This window comes from Pseudomonas cremoricolorata, from assembly GCF_000759535.1.
GTDB classification, from domain to species: Bacteria; Pseudomonadota; Gammaproteobacteria; order Pseudomonadales; family Pseudomonadaceae; genus Aquipseudomonas; species Aquipseudomonas cremoricolorata_A.
The window spans coordinates 135,546-154,090 of the sequence record NZ_CP009455.1; the positions used below are offsets into that span (position 1 = coordinate 135,546).

General features: G+C 61.1%; 20 protein-coding genes. 13 read left to right on the plus strand and 7 right to left on the minus strand.

The annotated features are described in order from the left end of the window. Positions 1 to 193 precede the first annotated feature (193 nt). The gene (locus LK03_RS00645) at positions 194 to 403 is read left to right on the plus strand and encodes a cold-shock protein (RefSeq protein ID WP_016488765.1); all 210 of its coding nucleotides are present in this window, start codon (positions 194 to 196) and stop codon (positions 401 to 403) included. Between the two features lie 111 nt (positions 404 to 514). On the opposite strand, the gene apbC is transcribed toward LK03_RS00645, so the two are convergent. Further along, positions 515 to 1,609: an iron-sulfur cluster carrier protein ApbC gene (gene apbC / locus LK03_RS00650; RefSeq protein ID WP_038410632.1), complete on the minus strand. Its 1,095-nt coding sequence runs from the start codon at positions 1,607 to 1,609 to the stop codon at positions 515 to 517. A 157-nt stretch (positions 1,610 to 1,766) separates the two neighbouring features. Here apbC and metG point away from each other — a divergent pair, with 157 nt between their 5' ends. The 3 genes from metG to LK03_RS22270 all read left to right on the plus strand — a co-directional run bounded on the left by metG (position 1,767) and on the right by LK03_RS22270 (position 4,822). Further along, entirely contained in the window at positions 1,767 to 3,806 is a 2,040-nt protein-coding gene (metG, locus tag LK03_RS00655; protein WP_038410633.1) for a methionine--tRNA ligase, read from the plus strand. Between the two features lie 99 nt (positions 3,807 to 3,905). Further along, entirely contained in the window at positions 3,906 to 4,544 is a 639-nt protein-coding gene (nth, locus tag LK03_RS00660; RefSeq protein WP_038410634.1) for an endonuclease III, read from the plus strand. 104 nt (positions 4,545 to 4,648) lie between these two features. Next, positions 4,649 to 4,822 (plus strand): PA3496 family putative envelope integrity protein, encoded by a 174-nt coding sequence (locus LK03_RS22270; protein WP_038410635.1) that lies wholly within the window; start codon positions 4,649 to 4,651, stop codon positions 4,820 to 4,822. Between the two features lie 39 nt (positions 4,823 to 4,861). On the opposite strand, the gene LK03_RS00670 is transcribed toward LK03_RS22270, so the two are convergent. Then, complete coding sequence (locus LK03_RS00670) at positions 4,862 to 5,485, minus strand: response regulator transcription factor (RefSeq protein ID WP_038410636.1); 624 nt, start codon at positions 5,483 to 5,485, stop codon at positions 4,862 to 4,864. 313 nt (positions 5,486 to 5,798) lie between these two features. On the opposite strand from LK03_RS00670, the gene LK03_RS00675 reads away from it, so the two are divergent. Further along, the gene (locus tag LK03_RS00675) at positions 5,799 to 6,251 is read left to right on the plus strand and encodes a hypothetical protein (RefSeq protein WP_038410637.1); all 453 of its coding nucleotides are present in this window, start codon (positions 5,799 to 5,801) and stop codon (positions 6,249 to 6,251) included. A 58-nt stretch (positions 6,252 to 6,309) separates the two neighbouring features. On the opposite strand, the gene LK03_RS00680 is transcribed toward LK03_RS00675, so the two are convergent. Both LK03_RS00680 and LK03_RS00685 read right to left on the minus strand, forming a co-directional pair. Continuing rightward, positions 6,310 to 7,527 carry an argininosuccinate synthase gene (locus LK03_RS00680; RefSeq protein ID WP_038410638.1) on the minus strand — a complete coding sequence of 406 codons (1,218 nt, stop codon included), beginning with the start codon at positions 7,525 to 7,527 and terminating at the stop codon, positions 6,310 to 6,312. A gap of 123 nt (positions 7,528 to 7,650) precedes the next feature. Next, positions 7,651 to 8,697, minus strand: coding sequence for a flagellar protein MotY (locus tag LK03_RS00685; protein ID WP_038410639.1), 1,047 nt, complete (start codon positions 8,695 to 8,697; stop codon positions 7,651 to 7,653). 166 nt (positions 8,698 to 8,863) lie between these two features. On the opposite strand from LK03_RS00685, the gene pyrC reads away from it, so the two are divergent. Together pyrC and rnt are read left to right on the plus strand one after the other, a co-directional pair. Beyond that, positions 8,864 to 9,910: a dihydroorotase gene (gene pyrC / locus LK03_RS00690; protein ID WP_038410640.1), complete on the plus strand. Its 1,047-nt coding sequence runs from the start codon at positions 8,864 to 8,866 to the stop codon at positions 9,908 to 9,910. After that, a complete protein-coding gene (gene rnt / locus LK03_RS00695; RefSeq protein ID WP_038410641.1) occupies positions 9,907 to 10,575 on the plus strand; it encodes a ribonuclease T in 669 nt (222 codons plus the stop codon). The genes pyrC and rnt overlap by 4 nt, the downstream gene beginning before the upstream one ends. Positions 10,576 to 10,686: 111 nt before the next feature. Here rnt and LK03_RS00700 read toward each other — a convergent pair whose 3' ends face one another. Further along, on the minus strand, positions 10,687 to 11,289 hold the full coding sequence (locus tag LK03_RS00700; protein WP_038410642.1) for a peroxiredoxin: 603 nt from the start codon (positions 11,287 to 11,289) through the stop codon (positions 10,687 to 10,689). 210 nt (positions 11,290 to 11,499) lie between these two features. Between LK03_RS00700 and LK03_RS00705 the strand changes: the two genes are divergently transcribed. Together LK03_RS00705 and bfr are read left to right on the plus strand one after the other, a co-directional pair. Beyond that, complete coding sequence (locus LK03_RS00705; RefSeq protein ID WP_038414538.1) at positions 11,500 to 11,718, plus strand: bacterioferritin-associated ferredoxin; 219 nt, start codon at positions 11,500 to 11,502, stop codon at positions 11,716 to 11,718. Positions 11,719 to 11,919: 201 nt separating this feature from the next. After that, positions 11,920 to 12,393, plus strand: a complete 474-nt coding sequence (gene bfr, locus LK03_RS00710) for a bacterioferritin (RefSeq protein ID WP_038410643.1) — start codon at positions 11,920 to 11,922, stop codon at positions 12,391 to 12,393. Positions 12,394 to 12,509: 116 nt separating this feature from the next. Here the strand turns inward: bfr and grxD are convergent, their stop codons facing one another. Then, positions 12,510 to 12,845, minus strand: a complete 336-nt coding sequence (gene grxD, locus LK03_RS00715; RefSeq protein WP_028695343.1) for a Grx4 family monothiol glutaredoxin — start codon at positions 12,843 to 12,845, stop codon at positions 12,510 to 12,512. A gap of 421 nt (positions 12,846 to 13,266) precedes the next feature. On the opposite strand from grxD, the gene argF reads away from it, so the two are divergent. Together argF and LK03_RS00725 are read left to right on the plus strand one after the other, a co-directional pair. Continuing rightward, complete coding sequence (argF, locus tag LK03_RS00720) at positions 13,267 to 14,187, plus strand: ornithine carbamoyltransferase (protein WP_038410644.1); 921 nt, start codon at positions 13,267 to 13,269, stop codon at positions 14,185 to 14,187. Further along, positions 14,184 to 15,290, plus strand: a complete 1,107-nt coding sequence (locus tag LK03_RS00725) for an ABC transporter ATP-binding protein (protein ID WP_038410645.1) — start codon at positions 14,184 to 14,186, stop codon at positions 15,288 to 15,290. Before argF ends, LK03_RS00725 begins: the two co-directional genes overlap by 4 nt. Positions 15,291 to 15,333: 43 nt before the next feature. Here LK03_RS00725 and ybaK read toward each other — a convergent pair whose 3' ends face one another. Then, on the minus strand, positions 15,334 to 15,801 hold the full coding sequence (gene ybaK, locus LK03_RS00730; RefSeq protein ID WP_038410646.1) for a Cys-tRNA(Pro) deacylase: 468 nt from the start codon (positions 15,799 to 15,801) through the stop codon (positions 15,334 to 15,336). Between the two features lie 293 nt (positions 15,802 to 16,094). Between ybaK and LK03_RS00735 the strand changes: the two genes are divergently transcribed. After that, positions 16,095 to 16,943, plus strand: coding sequence for an MIP/aquaporin family protein (locus tag LK03_RS00735; protein ID WP_038410647.1), 849 nt, complete (start codon positions 16,095 to 16,097; stop codon positions 16,941 to 16,943). 63 nt (positions 16,944 to 17,006) lie between these two features. Further along, positions 17,007 to 18,506, plus strand: coding sequence for a glycerol kinase GlpK (gene glpK / locus LK03_RS00740; RefSeq protein ID WP_038410648.1), 1,500 nt, complete (start codon positions 17,007 to 17,009; stop codon positions 18,504 to 18,506). The last annotated feature ends 39 nt before the right edge of the window (positions 18,507 to 18,545 follow it).

The window sequence follows — 18,545 nt, forward strand, 5'->3', positions numbered from 1 at the left end:
ATCGGCATCTAGACCATTGGCAGCTTGCAGAAAGTGGGTTAAGGTGTCGCCACTGTGCTGCACGTGACACCGAGAATCTCTAGTTTGATGCACGATATTAATCTGCTCATCGCTGAATTTTCCTACTCTTTGCACTCAGTCCGGCCAGGGCGTTTCCTGTGCCGAAATCAACTTTGTCCAAGGAGACAGACACATGTCCAACCGTCAATCCGGTACTGTTAAGTGGTTCAACGATGAGAAAGGCTACGGCTTCATCACTCCGCAATCGGGCGATGACCTGTTCGTGCACTTCAAAGCCATCCAAGCTGACGGCTTCAAGACCCTGAAAGAAGGCCAGGCTGTTACTTTCGTCGCTACCCGCGGCCAGAAAGGCATGCAGGCTGAAGAAGTTCAAATCGCCTAAGTCGATTTAGCTTCCTCGCTTCAAAAAAACCCGCCTCACGGCGGGTTTTTTTATGGGCGGCTGTGGGGCCCAACATCCCGGAGCGAGGCGCAACGCCCCGCTCCATGCGGATCAGTCTTCGCTGATGGTGATGTTTGGCATCGCCGGCGCCGCAGCGGCCTGCAGCACGATGCGCGCACCCACTTGCCGCGCCAGCTCCTGATACACCATGGCGATTTGACTGTCGGGCTCGGCGATGGCGGTCGGCTTACCATTGTCGGCCTGCTCACGAATCAGCATCGACAGCGGCAATGAGGCCAGTAGATCGACCCCGTACTGGCTGGCCAGCTTCTCGCCGCCGCCCTCACCGAACAGGTGCTCGGCATGCCCGCAGTTCGAACAGATATGCACCGCCATGTTCTCTACCACGCCCAGCACCGGAATGTTGACCTTGCGGAACATTTCCACGCCCTTGCGTGCATCGAGCAGGGCCAGGTCCTGGGGCGTGGTGACGATGACCGAACCGGCCACCGGCACTTTCTGCGCCAGGGTCAGCTGGATGTCACCCGTACCCGGCGGCATGTCGATGACCAGGTAGTCGAGATCGTCCCAGGCCGTTTGCGTCACCAACTGCAGCAGCGCGCCGGAGACCATCGGCCCACGCCAGACCATGGGCGTGTTCTCGTCGGTAAGAAACGCCATCGACATGACTTCCACGCCATGGGCCTTGATCGGTACGAACCATTTCTGCTCACGAATCTGCGGCCGGGTGCCCTCGGCGATGCCGAACATGACCCCTTGGCTGGGCCCATGAATGTCAGCATCGAGAATACCCACGCGAGCGCCCTCACGGGCCAGAGCCAACGCCAGGTTGGCGGCGGTGGTCGACTTGCCGACCCCGCCCTTGCCTGACGCGACGGCGATGATGTTCTTCACATTGCTCATGCCCGGCACTTGAGCCTGCGCCTTGTGCGCGACGATCTGCCAGTCGACATCGACGTGTGCCCGACTGACACCTTCAAGGTTTTCCAGGGCGCTGGCCAACACGTGCGCCCAGCCCTTGCTGAACAGTGCGGCCGCGTAGCCCAGGCGCAGATGCACGCGAACCTGATCGGCCTGGATGTCGATGGCCTGCACGCATCCGGCGGTGACCGGGTCCTGGTTCAGGTAGGGGTCGGTGTACTGGCGTAGCACGCCTTCTACGGCGGCACGTGTGACGGCACTCATGGAGGCTCCCGTTGCAAGACAGTCAATGAATCAGACGCCTATGCTAACCCGTCAATCGTCAGCAGATGTGCACGCGGGATGAAATATATTCCTCAGGCCTTTATAGTGGCCGATCAACTTTTTCTTCACCCGATGCCCTATAAGTAGCCGAGCCACCATGTCCGAGCCCCGTCAGATTCTCGTAACCAGCGCCCTGCCCTATGCCAACGGTTCCATTCACCTTGGCCATATGCTCGAGTACATCCAGACGGACATGTGGGTGCGCTTCCAGAAGATGCGTGGCAACCAGTGCATTTATGTCTGCGCCGACGACGCCCACGGCTCGGCCATCATGCTGCGTGCGGAAAAGGAAGGGATCACCCCGGAGCAACTGATCGCCAACGTTCAGGCCGAACACAGTGGCGACTTCGCCGACTTCCTGGTGGACTTCGACAACTTCCACTCCACCCACAGTGAAGAGAACCGCGAACTGTCCGCGCTGATCTACTCGCGCCTCAAAGAGGCCGGGCACATCGCCACGCGCTCGGTCACGCAGTACTTCGACCCCGAAAAAGGCATGTTCCTGGCCGACCGCTTTATCAAGGGCACTTGCCCCAAGTGCGCTGCCCAGGATCAGTACGGCGACAACTGCGAGAAATGCGGCGCCACCTACGCACCCACCGAACTGAAAGACCCGAAGTCGGCGATTTCCGGCGCCACTCCAGAGCTGCGCGACTCCCAGCACTTCTTCTTCAAGTTGCCTGATTTCCAGGCCATGCTGGAGCAGTGGACCCGCAGCGGCACCTTGCAAGAGGCAGTCGCCAACAAGCTGGCCGAATGGCTCGATGCCGGCCTGCAGGAGTGGGACATTTCCCGCGACGCGCCGTATTTCGGTTTCGAGATCCCCGGTGAGCCGGGCAAGTACTTCTATGTCTGGCTGGACGCCCCCATCGGTTACATGGCCAGCTTCAAGAACCTCTGCGCGCGGCGCCCCGAGCTGGACTTCGACGCGTTCTGGAATGCCGGCTCCACCGCCGAGCTGTATCACTTCATCGGCAAGGACATCGTCAACTTCCACGCCCTGTTCTGGCCCGCCATGCTCGAAGGTGCCGGCCTGCGCAAGCCGACGGCGGTCAACGTGCACGGTTACCTGACAGTCAATGGCGCGAAGATGTCCAAGTCCCGCGGCACCTTCATCAAGGCCCGCACTTACCTGGACCACCTGGCGCCGGAGTACCTGCGTTACTACTACGCCGCCAAACTGGGCCGCGGCGTCGATGATCTGGACCTGAACCTGGAAGACTTCGTGCAGAAGGTCAATTCCGACCTGGTGGGCAAGGTGGTCAACATCGCCAGCCGCTGCGCCGGTTTCATTCACAAGGGCAACGCCGGCGTGTTGGTCTCCGGCGACGCCGCTCCGGAGCTGACCGAAGCCTTCCGCAATGCCGCGCCGCAGATCACCGAGGCCTACGAGAACCGTGATTTCGCCAAGGCCATGCGCGAGATCATGGCCCTGGCCGATCGTGCCAACGCCTGGATTGCCGACAAGGCACCCTGGTCACTGGCCAAGCAGGAAGGCAAGCAGGATGAAGTGCAGGCGATCTGCGCCCAAGGCATCAACCTGTTCCGCCAACTGGTGATTTTCCTCAAACCCGTGCTGCCGCTGCTGGCTGCCGACGCCGAAGCGTTCCTTAATGTCGCTCCGCTGCGCTGGGAAGATGCCGCCACGCGCCTTGAGAACCATACCCTCAATGCGTTCAAGCCGCTCATGAGCCGCATCGAGCCTGCCAAGGTTGAGGCCATGATTGCCGCCAGCAAAGAGGACTTGGCCGCCGCTCAAAGCCCGGTGCCGGCCGGCAATGGCGAGCTGAGCAAGGAGCCTTTGGCTGCCCAGATCGAGTTCGACACCTTCGCGGCAGTCGACTTGCGGGTCGCGCTGATCGTCAAGGCCGAGGCTGTGGAGGGTGCGGACAAACTGCTGCGCCTTACCCTCGATATCGGCGACGAACAACGTAATGTGTTCTCCGGCATCAAGTCGGCTTACCCCGACCCTGCGCAACTCGAAGGCCGACTGACCATGATGGTCGCCAACCTCAAGCCGCGCAAAATGCGTTTCGGCGTCTCAGAGGGCATGGTCATGGCCGCAGGCCCTGGTGGCGAAGAGATCTACCTGCTGAGCCCGGACAGCGGCGCCAAACCTGGCCAGCGTATCAAGTGACCCTTGCGTATTGCACTGGCTGAGCCTCCTGCGCCCAGCCGGTGCAATGCGCTGTAGACCTGCCAGTCGTATACTCGGCGCCCTGGACACCTCTGAATCATGAATGCCGCCAAACGCCTGGAAATCTTTCGCAGGCTCCACGAAGACAACCCCGACCCGAAAACCGAACTGGCCTATACCTCGTCGTTCGAGCTGTTGATCGCCGTCATTCTGTCGGCGCAGGCGACAGATGTCGGCGTCAACAAGGCTACCGCTCGCCTGTACCCGATGGCCAATACGCCGGAGGCGATTTACGCGCTCGGTGTCGAGGGCCTTAGCGAGTACATCAAGACCATCGGCCTGTACAACAGCAAGGCCAGAAACGTCATCGAGACCTGTCGCCTACTGATCGAGCAACACGCCAGCCAGGTTCCGAACACCCGCGAAGCGCTGGAGGCATTGCCGGGTGTCGGCCGCAAAACCGCCAACGTGGTACTCAATACTGCGTTTCGTCAGCCAGCGATGGCCGTAGACACGCATATTTTCCGCGTCAGCAACCGCACGGGGATTGCGCCTGGCAAGACGGTACTGGCGGTAGAAAAACAACTGATGAAGTTCGTGCCGAAGGATTATCTGCTTGATGCGCACCACTGGCTGATACTGCACGGCCGCTATGTGTGCCAAGCCCGCAAGCCGCGCTGCGCAAGTTGCCGGATCGAGGATCTGTGCGACTACAAGGCCAAGACTTCGGACGATTGAAGCAATAGCAGTTCCCCGCCGATGTGATTGAAAAAATCTTTTTTACCGGATTGCTGATTCTCGCTATAAGGACGGCCAAAGGCCCTTATGGCGCGGAGTGACCAATGAGCACCGATAAAGACGACACGCTACTCGATGATGATTTCTCGTCTGATGACGACACCCCTGTCGCCGTCGAACCTGCCAAGACCAACCTGAGCAAACGCCGCACTATCGACAACCTGCTCGATGAGCGTCGGCTGCAACGCCAGCTGGCAGACTTCGACTACGACCTGTGAGCCGCACGAGTCAGCACGACGGGGATCAACACCTTTAAGTCAGACAATGCTGTTGCGTTGCGCCAGCTCGATAAGATCGACCAGTGAGCGCGCGTTGAGCTTGAACAACAAGCGGCTCTTGTAGGTGCTCACCGTCTTGTTGCTGAGGAACATGCTATCGGCGATCTCCTTGTTCGAGCGCCCCTTGGCAAGTTGTTGCAGAACCATCATTTCACGACTGGACAACCGCTCGACCATCTCCGACTCGGACGCTCCCCCGGTGCTGCGGGAGGCATGCATGGCCTGGTTGGGGAAATAGCTATAGCCCGACAGCACGGCTTTGATGGCGCTTAGCAACTCGGTGAGCTCCTGCTGCTTGCACACGTAACCTGCTGCGCCGGCCTGCATGCAGCGCATGGAAAAATGACCGGGTGACTGCGAGGTCAGGATCAGCACCTTGCTGTCTGGGCTCAGGGCGGTCATGCGGGTGACCACCTCGAGACCATCGAGTTTGGGGATACCAATATCCAGAATGACGATATCCGGGAGCAGATCACGCGTCAGCTGCAGTGCATCAACGCCATTGTCGGTTTCTGCCACCACGTCGTAGCCATGCCGCTCCATCAGCATGCGTACCGCCAGACGAATGACTGGATGATCATCCACGATCAGTACTTTCTTCATGCGATACCCATAGACTCGTTATTTTGATTGCCAGCGCACTAAACGAGGAGCCTAACCGGTACCGCGCGAGAAATCCGGCCATCAACAACTACTAGGATCATGCCTACTTGATCTAAAGAAAATTCCTACATATCGCTCCCACTGCAAACAATGACGTCCCGCGCGCATGCCGCCACGCCCGTCGTACAGCACCCCAGACGAGTTGCACAACGAATCACGCTCAGCCTGACAACGGCCGCCAGGGAAAGCCGCCACGCTATACCGCAGCGCCATCCTGGCGTACACAGGCACAAACAGCTGCCGAACGCCCGCCATGAACAAGTCCGACTCCATCAGCCCGCTGAGCATCATCGCCATCTTTGCGGGCATCATCGAGGCATCAGCTCTAGCCTCCCTACCTTTCCTCAGCCGCGAGAGCCAGTACATCTACACATGGTTCCTGGTGGCCTTTCCTTTCTTCCTCACCGTGCTGTTCTTCCTGACGCTGAACTTCAACTATCGCTCCCTGTGGCGACCTTCCACCTGGCTCATGGCACGCAATGACACGCCAGAACGCAGCGAGCCCCGTCGCTCGGCGGACACGGCCCAGATGCAGATCATGACCATGGCGCTATCAGGGCCGCAAACCAAGCAGGAAATCGACAATCGGGTGCTGCAAGCGCTCGGCAAACCGCTCGATCAAGAGCAGACCTGGCTGTTCTACGACCTGGACCAACGTTTGCGGATATCGCTGACGATCACCCCTGGCGCCGATCCGCCTTCCTGACGCGCAGGCGAAAAAAAGCCCAGTCAATGACTGGGCTAGTCGACGCTGCGGGACGCGATCAGAGCAGCGAACGGCCCTTGTTCGCAGCAATGCGCATACGCAGTGCGTTGAGCTTGATGAAGCCTGCGGCGTCAGCCTGGTTATAGGCGCCGCCGTCCTCTTCGAAGGTCGCGATGTTCGCGTCGAACAGCGAATCGTCGGACTTGCGGCCAACCACGGTGACATTGCCCTTGTACAACTTCAGACGCACCACACCGTTCACGTTCACCTGCGAGGCGTCGATCATCTGCTGCAGCATGACGCGCTCCGGGCTCCACCAGTAGCCGGTGTAGATCAGGCTGGCGTACTTGGGCATCAGCTCGTCCTTGAGGTGCGCAACCTCACGGTCCAGGGTGATCGACTCGATGGCACGGTGAGCGCGCAGCATGATGGTGCCGCCAGGGGTTTCGTAGCAACCACGCGACTTCATGCCGACGTAGCGGTTCTCGACGATGTCCAGGCGGCCGATGCCGTTGGCACCGCCGATGCGGTTCAGCTCGGCAAGAACCGTGGCCGGGCTCTTCTCCACGCCGTCGATGGCGACGATGTCACCGTTGCGGTAGGTCAGCTCGATGTAGGTCGCCTGGTCCGGGGCATTCTCGGGCGAGACGCTCCAGCGCCACATGTCTTCCTCGTGCTCGGTCCAGGTGTCTTCCAGCACACCCCCCTCATAAGAGATGTGCAGCAGGTTGGCGTCCATCGAGTACGGCGACTTCTTCTTGCCATGGCGCTCGATTGGAATGCCGTGCTTCTCGGCATAGTCCATGAGCTTCTCGCGCGAGAGCAGATCCCATTCACGCCAGGGTGCGATGACTTTGACGCCCGGCTTGAGCGCGTAGGCACCCAGCTCGAAACGCACTTGGTCGTTGCCTTTGCCGGTGGCGCCGTGGGAGATGGCGTCAGCGCCGGTCTCGTTGGCAATTTCGATCAGGCGCTTGGCGATCAGCGGACGGGCGATGGAAGTACCCAACAGGTACTCGCCTTCGTAAACGGTGTTGGCGCGGAACATCGGGTAGACGAAATCGCGCACGAACTCTTCGCGCAGATCGTCGATGTAGATCTCCTTGACGCCCATCGCCTGGGCCTTGGCGCGAGCCGGCTCGACCTCTTCGCCCTGGCCGAGGTCAGCGGTGAAGGTCACCACTTCGCAGTTGTAGGTGTCTTGCAGCCACTTGAGAATCACCGAAGTATCAAGGCCGCCGGAATACGCCAGTACGACCTTATTTACGTCCGCCATGCCATCACTCCACGGGGTTGTACGGAAAGCCGTCGATTCTACCGGCCTTGCGCACAGATTTACAGGGGCGCGACAGCTTGTGATGCCAACGCGACAATACCTGCGGGCAGTGCGTAATCCGCTTCAACTGCGCCCAGGTGTGGGGGCGGCCGCAGCCGTTGGCGGCGCGGCGGGGGCAACGGGCGCGGCCGCCGGTGTCGCGGCAGTAGGCTTGGCGGCAGTTGGCGTGGTGGCGCCAGCGGCTGGCGTGGCTGCCGGGGCAGTGGCAGGCACCGTGGCATCGGTGGCAGGGGCCTTTTGCTCCGTCGCAGGCGCCGCCGGGATCCGTTCGAGCGCAATGCTGACCCGACGATTGCGTGCACGGTTGGCGGCGCTATTGTTCTTCGCCACGGGATAGCGTTCCCCATGAAAGCGCACGATGATCTGCTGCATCGGCACGCCGTGACTGACCAGATAGTCGGCCACGGCCAGGGCACGACGGCGCGACATTTCGCGATTGTTCAGGCGATTGCCGCTGTTGTCGGAGTGGCCATCGAGCTCGATGTGATTGACCGAAGGATCAGCCTTCAGGTAGTCGAGGATGACGTCCAGGCGTGCACGTGCCGCACTGTCGAGCTCTGCGCCTGCGCCGGGGAACACTACCTGGGTCTGACGCACCTGGTCGTAGTTCATCGCCAACAGCTTGCCGGCACAGACGAGATAATCGTCGAACGCCTTGGCGAAGCTCACCGGCAGCACCCGCACCTCCATACCCCGCCCCGCTTCGCCCCCCGCCTTGCGCAGCACGGCACTGCGGCCATCGAGCAAGCCGCTGATCAGCCGGCTGGCCTGGGCCTGGGTAGAGGTGAACAGCACACCACGGGTGCTCAGGCGCACGCTGCCAAGGTTGATGTCACCGCGACCGGGCTGCCAGGGCGCGGCGGCCGCGAACAGGCTGGCCGAGCCTGGGCCCAGCAAGTGACTCTCCGAGCGCAGGCGGAAGGTGGGCTGCTCGCCGGCGCGGCGCAGGAATTCACCGCTACCGAAGCCCTCGATAGGCTGTGACAGCCGGCACTCGAATTGATCACCCTCGACCTTCCAGGCAGCGTTCTCCATGCGGCTTTGCAGGGTCATCGCTGCAGCCGGAAGGCTGGCGAACAGGGTCAGGACGATCAGGTAACGCTGGCGCACGGGCGGCTCCATGAATCATTGCGGCATACCTGCAGGCTATCGGGCGAGGCAGTCAAAACTTGATAGTGGCGCATGCATGGCGGGCTCGTCAGCCTCGGCAGTGATGCTCGCAGAGCGGTTTTCCGGTAGCATTCACCCCCTGAGTTCGACCCGCCTGGAATCCCCAATGTCCGACCGCCTGACCCTCTTGCGCCCCGACGACTGGCACATCCATCTGCGCGATGGTGCCGTGTTGCCTCATACCGTTGCCGACGTGGCGCGCACTTTCGCCCGCGCCATCGTCATGCCCAACCTGGTTCCACCGGTGCGCAGTGCCGATGAAGCAGGCGCCTACCGTAGCCGCATCCTGGCTGCGCGTCCGGCAGGCAGCGCCTTCGAGCCGCTGATGGTGCTCTACCTCACCGACCGCACCAGCCGCGAGGACATCTTCGCTGCCAAGGCCAGCGGTTTCGTCTACGCCGCCAAACTGTATCCGGCCGGGGCGACCACCAACTCCGATTCCGGGGTCACCAGCATCGACAAGATCTTCCCCGCCATCGAAGCACTGGCCGAGACCGGCATGCCGCTGCTGGTGCATGGCGAGGTCACCCGCGCCGAGATCGACGTCTTCGATCGCGAGAAGCGCTTCATCGACGAGCACATGCGCCGTCTGGTCGAACGCTTCCCGAGCCTCAAGGTGGTGTTCGAACACATCACCACCGCCGACGCCGCGCAGTTCGTCAGCGAGGCCTCGGCCAACGTCGCCGCAACCATCACCGCCCAGCACCTGCTGTACAACCGCAACCACATGCTGGTCGGCGGCATCCGCCCGCATTTCTATTGCCTGCCGATTCTCAAGCGCAACACCCACCAGGTGGCGCTGCTCGATGCCGCCACCAGCGGCAGCGCGAAATTCTTCCTCGGCACCGACTCGGCGCCCCACGCGCGTCACGCCAAGGAAAATGCCTGCGGCTGCGCCGGCTGCTACACCGCGTATGCCGCCATCGAGCTGTACGCCGAGGCCTTCGAATCGCGCAACGCCCTGGACAAACTGGAAGGCTTTGCCAGCCTGCACGGGCCGGCCTTCTATGGTCTGCCGGTCAATACCGACCACATTACCCTGGTCCGTGAAGCGTGGACGGCGCCTGACGCCCTGCCCTTCGGCGAGCAGACCGTCATTCCGCTGCGCGCGGGTGAGACACTGCGCTGGCGCCTGCTGGAGGAACGCGCGTGACCGACGATCATTACGACGACGAACAAGAAAGCCAGGGCAATGCCGGCCCACGCCATCCGATGGCCGAGCGTTTCCGTGGCTACCTGCCGGTGGTGGTGGACGTCGAGACCGGCGGCTTTAACAGCGCCACCGACGCCCTGCTGGAAATCGCAGCGGTGACCATCGGCATGGATGAGAAGGGCTTCCTGTTCCCTGAGCACACCTACTTCTTCCGCGTCGAGCCGTTCGAAGGCGCCAATGTCGAAGCGGCAGCGCTGGAGTTCACCGGGATCAAGCTCGACCATCCGCTGCGCATGGCCGTGCAGGAGGAAGCAGCACTCACGGATATCTTCCGCGGTGTGCGCAAGGCACTGAAGGCCAATGGCTGCAAGCGGGCAATTCTGGTCGGCCACAACAGCAGCTTCGACCTGGGTTTCCTGAACGCTGCAGTCGTGCGCAACGACATCAAGCGCAACCCGTTCCACCCGTTCTCCAGCTTCGACACCGCCACGCTGGCCGGGCTGGCCTACGGACAAACCGTTCTGGCGCGTGCCTGCCAAAGCGCCGATATCGACTTCGACGGCCGTGAAGCGCACTCGGCCCGCTACGACACCGAAAAGACCGCCGAGCTGTTCTGCACCATCGTCAACCGCTGGAAAGACATGGGCGGCTGGCGCGCACATTGAGGCCAGCGGCAAGCTCTGAGCTGCAAGCGGCAAGATAAAGCGCACCGCTTGCAGCTCACAACTTGCAGCTAAAAAAACCGGCCATCAAGGCCGGTTTTTTTGTGTGCGCCCTTACAGCTTGCCGGCGTTCTCGCTCAGGTAAGCGGCGACGCCTTCAGGCGAGGCGTTCATGCCTTTGTCACCTTTCTTCCAGTTGGCAGGGCAGACTTCACCGTGCTCTTCGTGGAATTGCAGGGCGTCGACCAGACGCAGCAGCTCGTCCATGTTACGGCCCAGTGGCAGGTCGTTGATGATCTGCGAACGCACGACGCCGTTGGTGTCGATCAGGAAGGCGCCACGGAAGGCCACGCCACCTTCGGACTCGACGTCGTAGGCCTTGCAGATTTCGTGGGTGATGTCGGCTGCCAGGGTGTACTTGACCTGACCGATACCACCATTGTTGACCGGAGTGTTGCGCCAGGCGTTGTGGGTGAAGTGCGAGTCGATCGAGACGCCGATCACTTCCACGCCGCGGGCGGCGAAGTCAGGAATGCGGTTGTCCAGCGCGATCAGCTCGGAAGGGCAAACGAAGGTGAAGTCCAGTGGGTAGAAGAACACCAGACCGTACTTGCCCTTGATGGCCGAGGCCAGGTTGAAGCTGTCGACGATTTCGCCGCTGCCGAGTACGGCCGGAACGGTGAAGTCAGGGGCTTGCTTGCCAACGAGAACGCTCATTCTTTATCTCCTGATGAGGGGCAACGATTAACTCCCGGTGGAACGGATTCGACCGGGATCACACAAGGCCGACCATCATACACGGCTTGAGGTGACAGTCCGAATCTATCGTCGGTCGCCGCCGCGGACGAAAGCGTCGAGCCGTTTTGACAAGCATTATCATTACCATTAAGCTCCAACCCATCGAACCTCCCAGCGATGGTCAGCCTTATGTATGTGTGTCTTTGTGTCGGTGTCACCGATGGACAGATCCGCGAAGCGATCTACGAAGGATGCTGCAGCTACAAGGAAGTACGCGACACTACCCAGGTCGGTACGCAGTGCGGCAAATGCGCTTGCCTGGCCAAGCAGGTGGTCCGCGAAACGCTTACAGAACTTCAGGTCAGCCAACAGACCCCGGCGTTCGCGGTAGAATTTACCGCAGCCTGAATAGCCCTTATTCGAAGAACCGGACCTTGCGTCCGGTTTTTTTGTGCCTTTAATTCAATAAGTTAGCGCTCTAACGCGGTTCACAAACATTCTTATTCCCATTAAATTTTACTTATTATTCAACTACTTAGGTTTGACACTCTGCGATGACACGCTCAGACTTGCTGTTATTGGCATCTTTCCTACGGCAGGCACCCAGACATGAAAGGCGATATCAGCGTCATCCAGCATCTCAACAAGATCCTCGGTAACGAGCTGGTCGCAATCAACCAGTACTTCCTCCATGCCCGCATGTACGAAGATTGGGGCCTGAACACGCTGGGCAAGCACGAGTACAAAGAATCCATCGACGAGATGAAGCACGCCGACAAACTGATCAAGCGTATTCTGTTCCTCGAAGGCATTCCCAACGTTCAGGATTTGGGCAAGCTGCTGATCGGTGAGCACACCCAGGAAATGCTCGAGTGCGACCTGACCATCGAGCGCAAAGGCCTGACTGACCTGAAAGCCGCCATCGCTCATTGCGAAACCATGGGTGATTTCGGCAGCCGTGACATGCTCGAAGACATCCTTGAGTCCGAGGAAGAGCACATCGACTGGCTGGAAACCCAGCTGGGCCTGATCGACAAGATCGGCATTGAAAACTACCTGCAGTCGCAGATGGGCGAAGAGTAAGAGCTCCTGCCCCACGAAAAAGCCCCGCTACGTGCATGCGTAGCGGGGCTTTTTCATTCCAACCTGGCGGTGCCGGCGTCGAGGTCACGACGGGCACCGATGGCCGTCAAGCAGCCTCAGGCTTCGGCGGCCTTGGCCTTGGCAGCGGCGTCCTTGACCAGGGTCTGCAGCTCGCCGTTTTCGAACATCTCGAGCATGATGTCGCAGCCGCCGACCAGTTCACCGCCGACCCACAGTTGCGGGAAGGTCGGCCAGTTGGCGTACTTGGGCAGATTGGCGCGGATTTCCGGGTTCTGCAGGATGTCGACGTAGGCGAACTTTTCACCACAGCCCATCACTGCCTGGGAAGCCTTGGCCGAAAAGCCGCACTGCGGCGCGTTCGGCGAGCCTTTCATATAAAGCAGAATGGTGTTGTTGGCGATCTGCTCTTTGATTGTTTCGATGATATCCATGAAGCACCTCGGCTGAACTTTCCGACAGGTTCGTCGGCACGGTGGGGCATTGTATCGGAAAGCCGATCAGCCTGCTCGGTCATACCGACCGGACGATGCCGACCGGCGCCTGGCTCACACCTTTATCGTCACTCCACAAGCCACTGACGACCCGCAAGGCTTAGAAGCGACAGAGCGTTTGCCAAGCCACGGCCAGGACGTGTACAACCGATGTAACAAATAAACAACGGTCGCTTCACCGTCGTGACCGCAATCCATGGGCAGTTCGCCTGAAGACCCCTTGGTTTCAAGCGACATTTAATTATAGTATTGCGCCCTTCCCCTTTTCCGTCCGCACTTTGCGGCTTACGCCGCAGGTCATTGCCGTTGTCAAGAAAAGCCAACAGCGACCTGCAGAACGTTGTAATTAAGGTAGTCAATCATGAGCGCTAGGCACTTTCTCTCCCTGCTGGATTTCACTGCTGACGAATTGATCGGCGTGGTCCGTCGAGGCATCGAGCTAAAAGACCTGCGTAACCGCGGCGTGGTGTTCGAGCCGCTGAAGAACCGTGTCCTGGGGATGATCTTCGAAAAGTCCTCGACGCGTACTCGCGTGTCGTTCGAAGCCGGCATGATCCAGCTCGGCGGCCAGGCCATCTTCCTCTCCCCGCGGGACACCCAGCTGGGGCGCGGCGAGCCGATCGCCGATAGCGCCAAGGTGCTTTCGCGCATGGTCGATGCGGTGATGATCCGTACCCATGCCCACGACACCCTCACCGAATTCGCCGCCAATTCCCGCGTGCCGCTGATCAACGGCCTGTCGGATGAATCGCATCCGTGCCAGTTACTGGCCGACATGCAAACCTTCATCGAGCACCGTGGCTCAATCCAGGGCAAGACCGTAGCCTGGGTCGGTGACGGCTTCAACATGTGCAACTCGTACATCGAAGCGGCCGTGCAGTTCGACTTCCAGTTGCGCATTGCTTGCCCGCAAGGCTACGAGCCAGACCCGCGCTTCATGGCGCTGGGCGGCGACCGCGTGCAGATCGTGCGCGATCCACAGGCGGCGGTCAGCGGCGCGCATCTGGTGACCACCGATGTCTGGACTTCCATGGGCCAGGAGGAGGAAACTGCTCGGCGCCTGGCGCACTTCGCGCCCTACCAGGTCACCCGCGCGATGCTCGACCTGGCGGCACCCGACGCCCTGTTCATGCACTGCCTGCCCGCCCATCGTGGCGAGGAAATCAGCCATGATCTGCTGGACGACCCTCGCTCGGTCGCCTGGGATCAGGCTGAAAACCGCTTGCATGCGCAGAAGGCCCTTCTCGAATTCATCATCGAACCGGCTTACCACCACGCATGAGTCAATCCCTATTGCTGAACCTGCGTAACCTGGCCTGCGGCTACGGTGAGCAGCGCATCGTCCAGAACCTCAACCTGCACCTGAAGGCGGGCGACATCGGTTGCCTGCTCGGTTCATCAGGTTGCGGCAAGACCACCACACTGCGCGCCATCGCTGGCTTCGAACCGGTACACGACGGGGAAATCCAGCTGGCCGGCGAGGTCATCTCGCGGCCTGGCTTCACCTTGTCGCCGGAGAAACGCCGGATCGGCATGGTGTTCCAGGATTACGCGCTGTTCCCGCACCTGACCGTGGCACAGAACATCGCCTTTGGCATCGGCAAGCATCCGCGCCAGGCCGAAGTCGTGGAAGAGATGCTGGCACTGGTCAAGCTCGACGGCCTGGGCGCCCGTTACCCCCACGAGCTGTCCGGCGGTCAGCAGCAGCGTGTGGCATTGGCCCGCGCGCTGGCGCCCGAACCGCAGCTGCTGTTGCTTGACGAACCGTTTTCCAACCTCGATGTGGAGTTGCGTCGACGCCTCAGTCACGAGGTGCGCGACATTCTCAAAAGCCGCGGCACCAGCGCCATTCTGGTCACCCACGATCAGGAAGAGGCCTTTGCCGTGAGCGATCAGGTTGGCGTATTCAAGGAAGGTCGCCTGGAGCAATGGGATACTCCCTTCAACCTCTACCATGAACCACAGACACCCTTCGTGGCGAGCTTCGTTGGCCAGGGCTACTTCATCCGTGGACAGATGAGCAGCCACGAGGCGGTCAGCACCGAGCTGGGCGAGTTGCGGGGCAATCGTGCCTACCCCATGGCTGCCGGCAGTCCCGTCGATGTCCTGCTGCGCCCGGACGATCTGGTCCATGCCCCGGACAGCCCATTGCGTGCGCAAGTGGTGGGCAAGAGTTTCCTCGGCGCTTCGACGCTGTATCGTCTGCAACTGCCCACCGGCAGCCAGCTGGAGGCAATTTTCCCCAGCCATAACGATCATCAAGTCGGGGCGGATGTCGGCATCAAGGTCGCCGCCGATCACCTGGTGCTGTTCGCGGTGTCAGGGACCGTGGCGGCACAACTCACCGAGCAGCACGGCGTACGCCGCCACAGCTCAGCGCTCTGAGCGTTTGCTTGCAGGCCGCCTCTGCCGAGGCGGCCGAACAGCGTCAGCGCCCGATGGCAGCGAATATCCCCTGGGTGTGCTGCGCCAGCAGTGCAGCCGCCAGCTCGACTTCCAGCCCGCGCCGCCCGGCACTGACATGGATGCTGGGAAACTGCTGCGCAGACTCATCGATGAAGGTACGCAGGCGTTTCTTCTGTCCCAGTGGGCTGATGCCGCCCACCAGATAGCCCGTGGCGCGCTGTGCAGCGCCAGGGTCGGCCATTTCGCACTTCTTCACCCCTGCCGCGTGGGCCAGTGCCTTCAGATCGAGCGCGCCCACTACCGGCACGACCGCCACCAGCAACTCACCCTTTTCCGTACTGGCCAATAGTGTCTTGAACACCCGCTGCGGATCGAGGCCGAGCTTTTCAGCCGCTTCCAGACCATAGGAGGCCGATTTCGGGTCATGTTCGTAGCTGTGCACGCGATGTTCTGCGCGGGCCTTCTTCAGCAGGTCAAGGGCAGGGGTCATGGGCGAGTCCGGGCGAAGCCAGTGGGGCCGCTACTGTAGAAGAAAAGCGCCGCCTCATCCACAGCGTGGCCGCCCTGACAAATGGACGTTTTCTATGACCCTGGTCAGAATGTGGCCCAGTGTTCAGTTTCGACTTTTGACATCCGCGTTTCTTGTCTATATTTTTTCGTTTTTGAATAGTAGGTGCACTTTCCTGGTGCATCCGCACCCATGCCCGACGTCAACCGGATCGACCACGGGCCTTGCTGTCAGGCGCACAGCGCGCCTCACTACAACAAGAAACGAGGTCATACATGACGAATGCTTCAAGACAGCCCACTCTGGCCGCGCAATGCCTGGCCGAATTCCTCGGCACTGCCCTGCTCATCTTCTTCGGCACCGGTTGCGTCGCCGCGCTCAAGGTCGCGGGCGCCAGCTTTGGCCTTTGGGAGATCAGCATCATCTGGGGGATCGGCGTGAGCATGGCGATCTATCTCACCGCAGGCGTGTCGGGCGCGCACCTCAATCCGGCCGTGAGCATTGCCCTGGCGGTGTTCGCCGGTTTCGAAAAACGCAAGCTGCCGTTGTACATTGCCTCCCAGGTGCTGGGCGCGTTCTGTGCCGCGGCACTGGTCTATACCCTCTATAGCGCGCTGTTTTTCGATTACGAACAGCTGCACGCGATCACCCGTGGCAGTGAAGCGAGCCTGGAGCTGTCGGCGGTGTTCTCGACCTACCCCAATGCGGCACTGTCCACGGCCCAGGCCTTCCTGGTAGAAACCGTCATCACCGCGATTCTCATGGCGGTCATCATGGCCCTGACCGACGATAACAACGGCCTGCCGCGCGGCGCCATGGCACCTCTGCTGATCGGTCTGCTGATCGCCGTGATCGGCAGTGCCATGGGACCGCTGACCGGCTTCGCCATGAACCCCGCGCGGGATTTGGGCCCCAAACTGATGACGTTCTTCGCCGGTTGGGGCGAAATTGCCTTTACCGGTGGTCGAAGCGTTCCCTATTTCCTGGTACCGATTTTCGCCCCCATCGTCGGCGCCTGCCTTGGCGCAGGGCTGTACCGTGTGCTCATCGCCCGTCATTTGCCCAGGCCGGTAGAAGCACCTGCGAGCGACGATACTGCCCAGGGCGAAACCCAGATTTCCTGATGTCGATGCCGGGTGCAGCCACCCGCGACCCCCGGACCCTCTACTTCTTGCAGGCCAACGACCATGACAGACACCCAGGACAAGCACTACATCATCGCCCTGGACCAAGGCACCACCAGCTCGCGCGCGATCATCTTCGACCGTGATGCCAACGTGGTGGGCACTGCCCAACGCGAATTCGTCCAGCACTATCCGCAAGCCGGCTGGGTCGAGCACGACCCGATGGAAATCTTCGCCACGCAGAGCGGTACCATGGTCGAGGCGCTGGCCCAGGCCGGCATCAGCCATGCCCAGGTTGCAGCGATCGGCATCACCAACCAGCGTGAAACCACCGTGGTATGGGACCGCGAAACCGGTCGACCGGTGTACAACGCAATCGTCTGGCAATGCCGGCGCAGCACCGAGATTTGCGCGCAGCTCAAGCGCGACGGGCATGCCGACTACATCCGCGAAGCCACCGGTCTGGTCACCGACCCGTACTTCTCCGGCTCCAAGCTCAAGTGGATTCTCGACAATGTCGAGGGTGTACGTGAGCGCGCCGAGCGCGGCGAACTGCTGTTCGGCACCATCGATACCTGGCTGATCTGGAAATTCACCGGCGGCAAGGTCCACGTCACCGACTACACCAACGCCTCACGCACGCTGATGTTCAACATCCATACCCTGGAGTGGGACGACAAGCTGCTGGAGATTCTCGACATCCCGCGGCAGATGCTGCCCGAGGTGCGCTCGTCTTCCGAGGTCTATGGCCACACCAAGAGCGGGATCGCCATCGCCGGTATCGCCGGCGATCAGCAGTCGGCGCTGTTCGGGCAGATGTGCGTTGAGCCGGGTCAGGCGAAGAACACCTACGGCACAGGCTGCTTCCTGCTGATGAACACCGGCAGCAAGGCGGTCAACTCGTCCCACGGCCTGCTCACCACCATCGCCTGCGGTCCGCGTGGCGAGGTGGCCTATGCCCTGGAAGGTGCGGTGTTCAACGGTGGCTCCACCGTGCAGTGGCTGCGTGACGAACTGAAGATCGTCAACGATGCGCTGGACACCGAATATTTCGCCAGCAAGGTCAAGGACAGCAATGGCGTGTACCTGGTGCCGGCCTTCACCGGTCTGGGCGCACCGTACTGGGACCCGTACGCCCGTGGCGCGCTGTTCGGCCTGACCCGCGGCGTCAAGGTCGACCACATTATCCGGGCGGCGCTGGAATCGATCGCCTACCAGGCCCGCGATGTGCTTGACGCCATGCAGCAGGACTGCGGCGAGCGACTGTCGGAGCTGCGCGTCGATGGTGGCGCGGTGGCCAACAACTTCCTCATGCAGTTCCAGGCCGACATCCTCGGCACCTGCGTCGAGCGGCCGAAAATGCGCGAGACCACGGCCCTCGGCGCGGCCTACCTGGCGGGCCTTGCCTGCGGCTTCTGGAGTGGCCTGGAGGAGCTGCGCAACAAGGCGGTGATCGAACGCGAGTTCAGCCCGCAACTGGACGATGGGCAGAAAGAGAAGCTCTACGCCGGTTGGAAAAAAGCCATCGAGCGTACCCGCGACTGGGAAGATCACGACGCCTGATCGGTGCACGGCTAGCAGTGCTGCGTTGAGTTCATGACA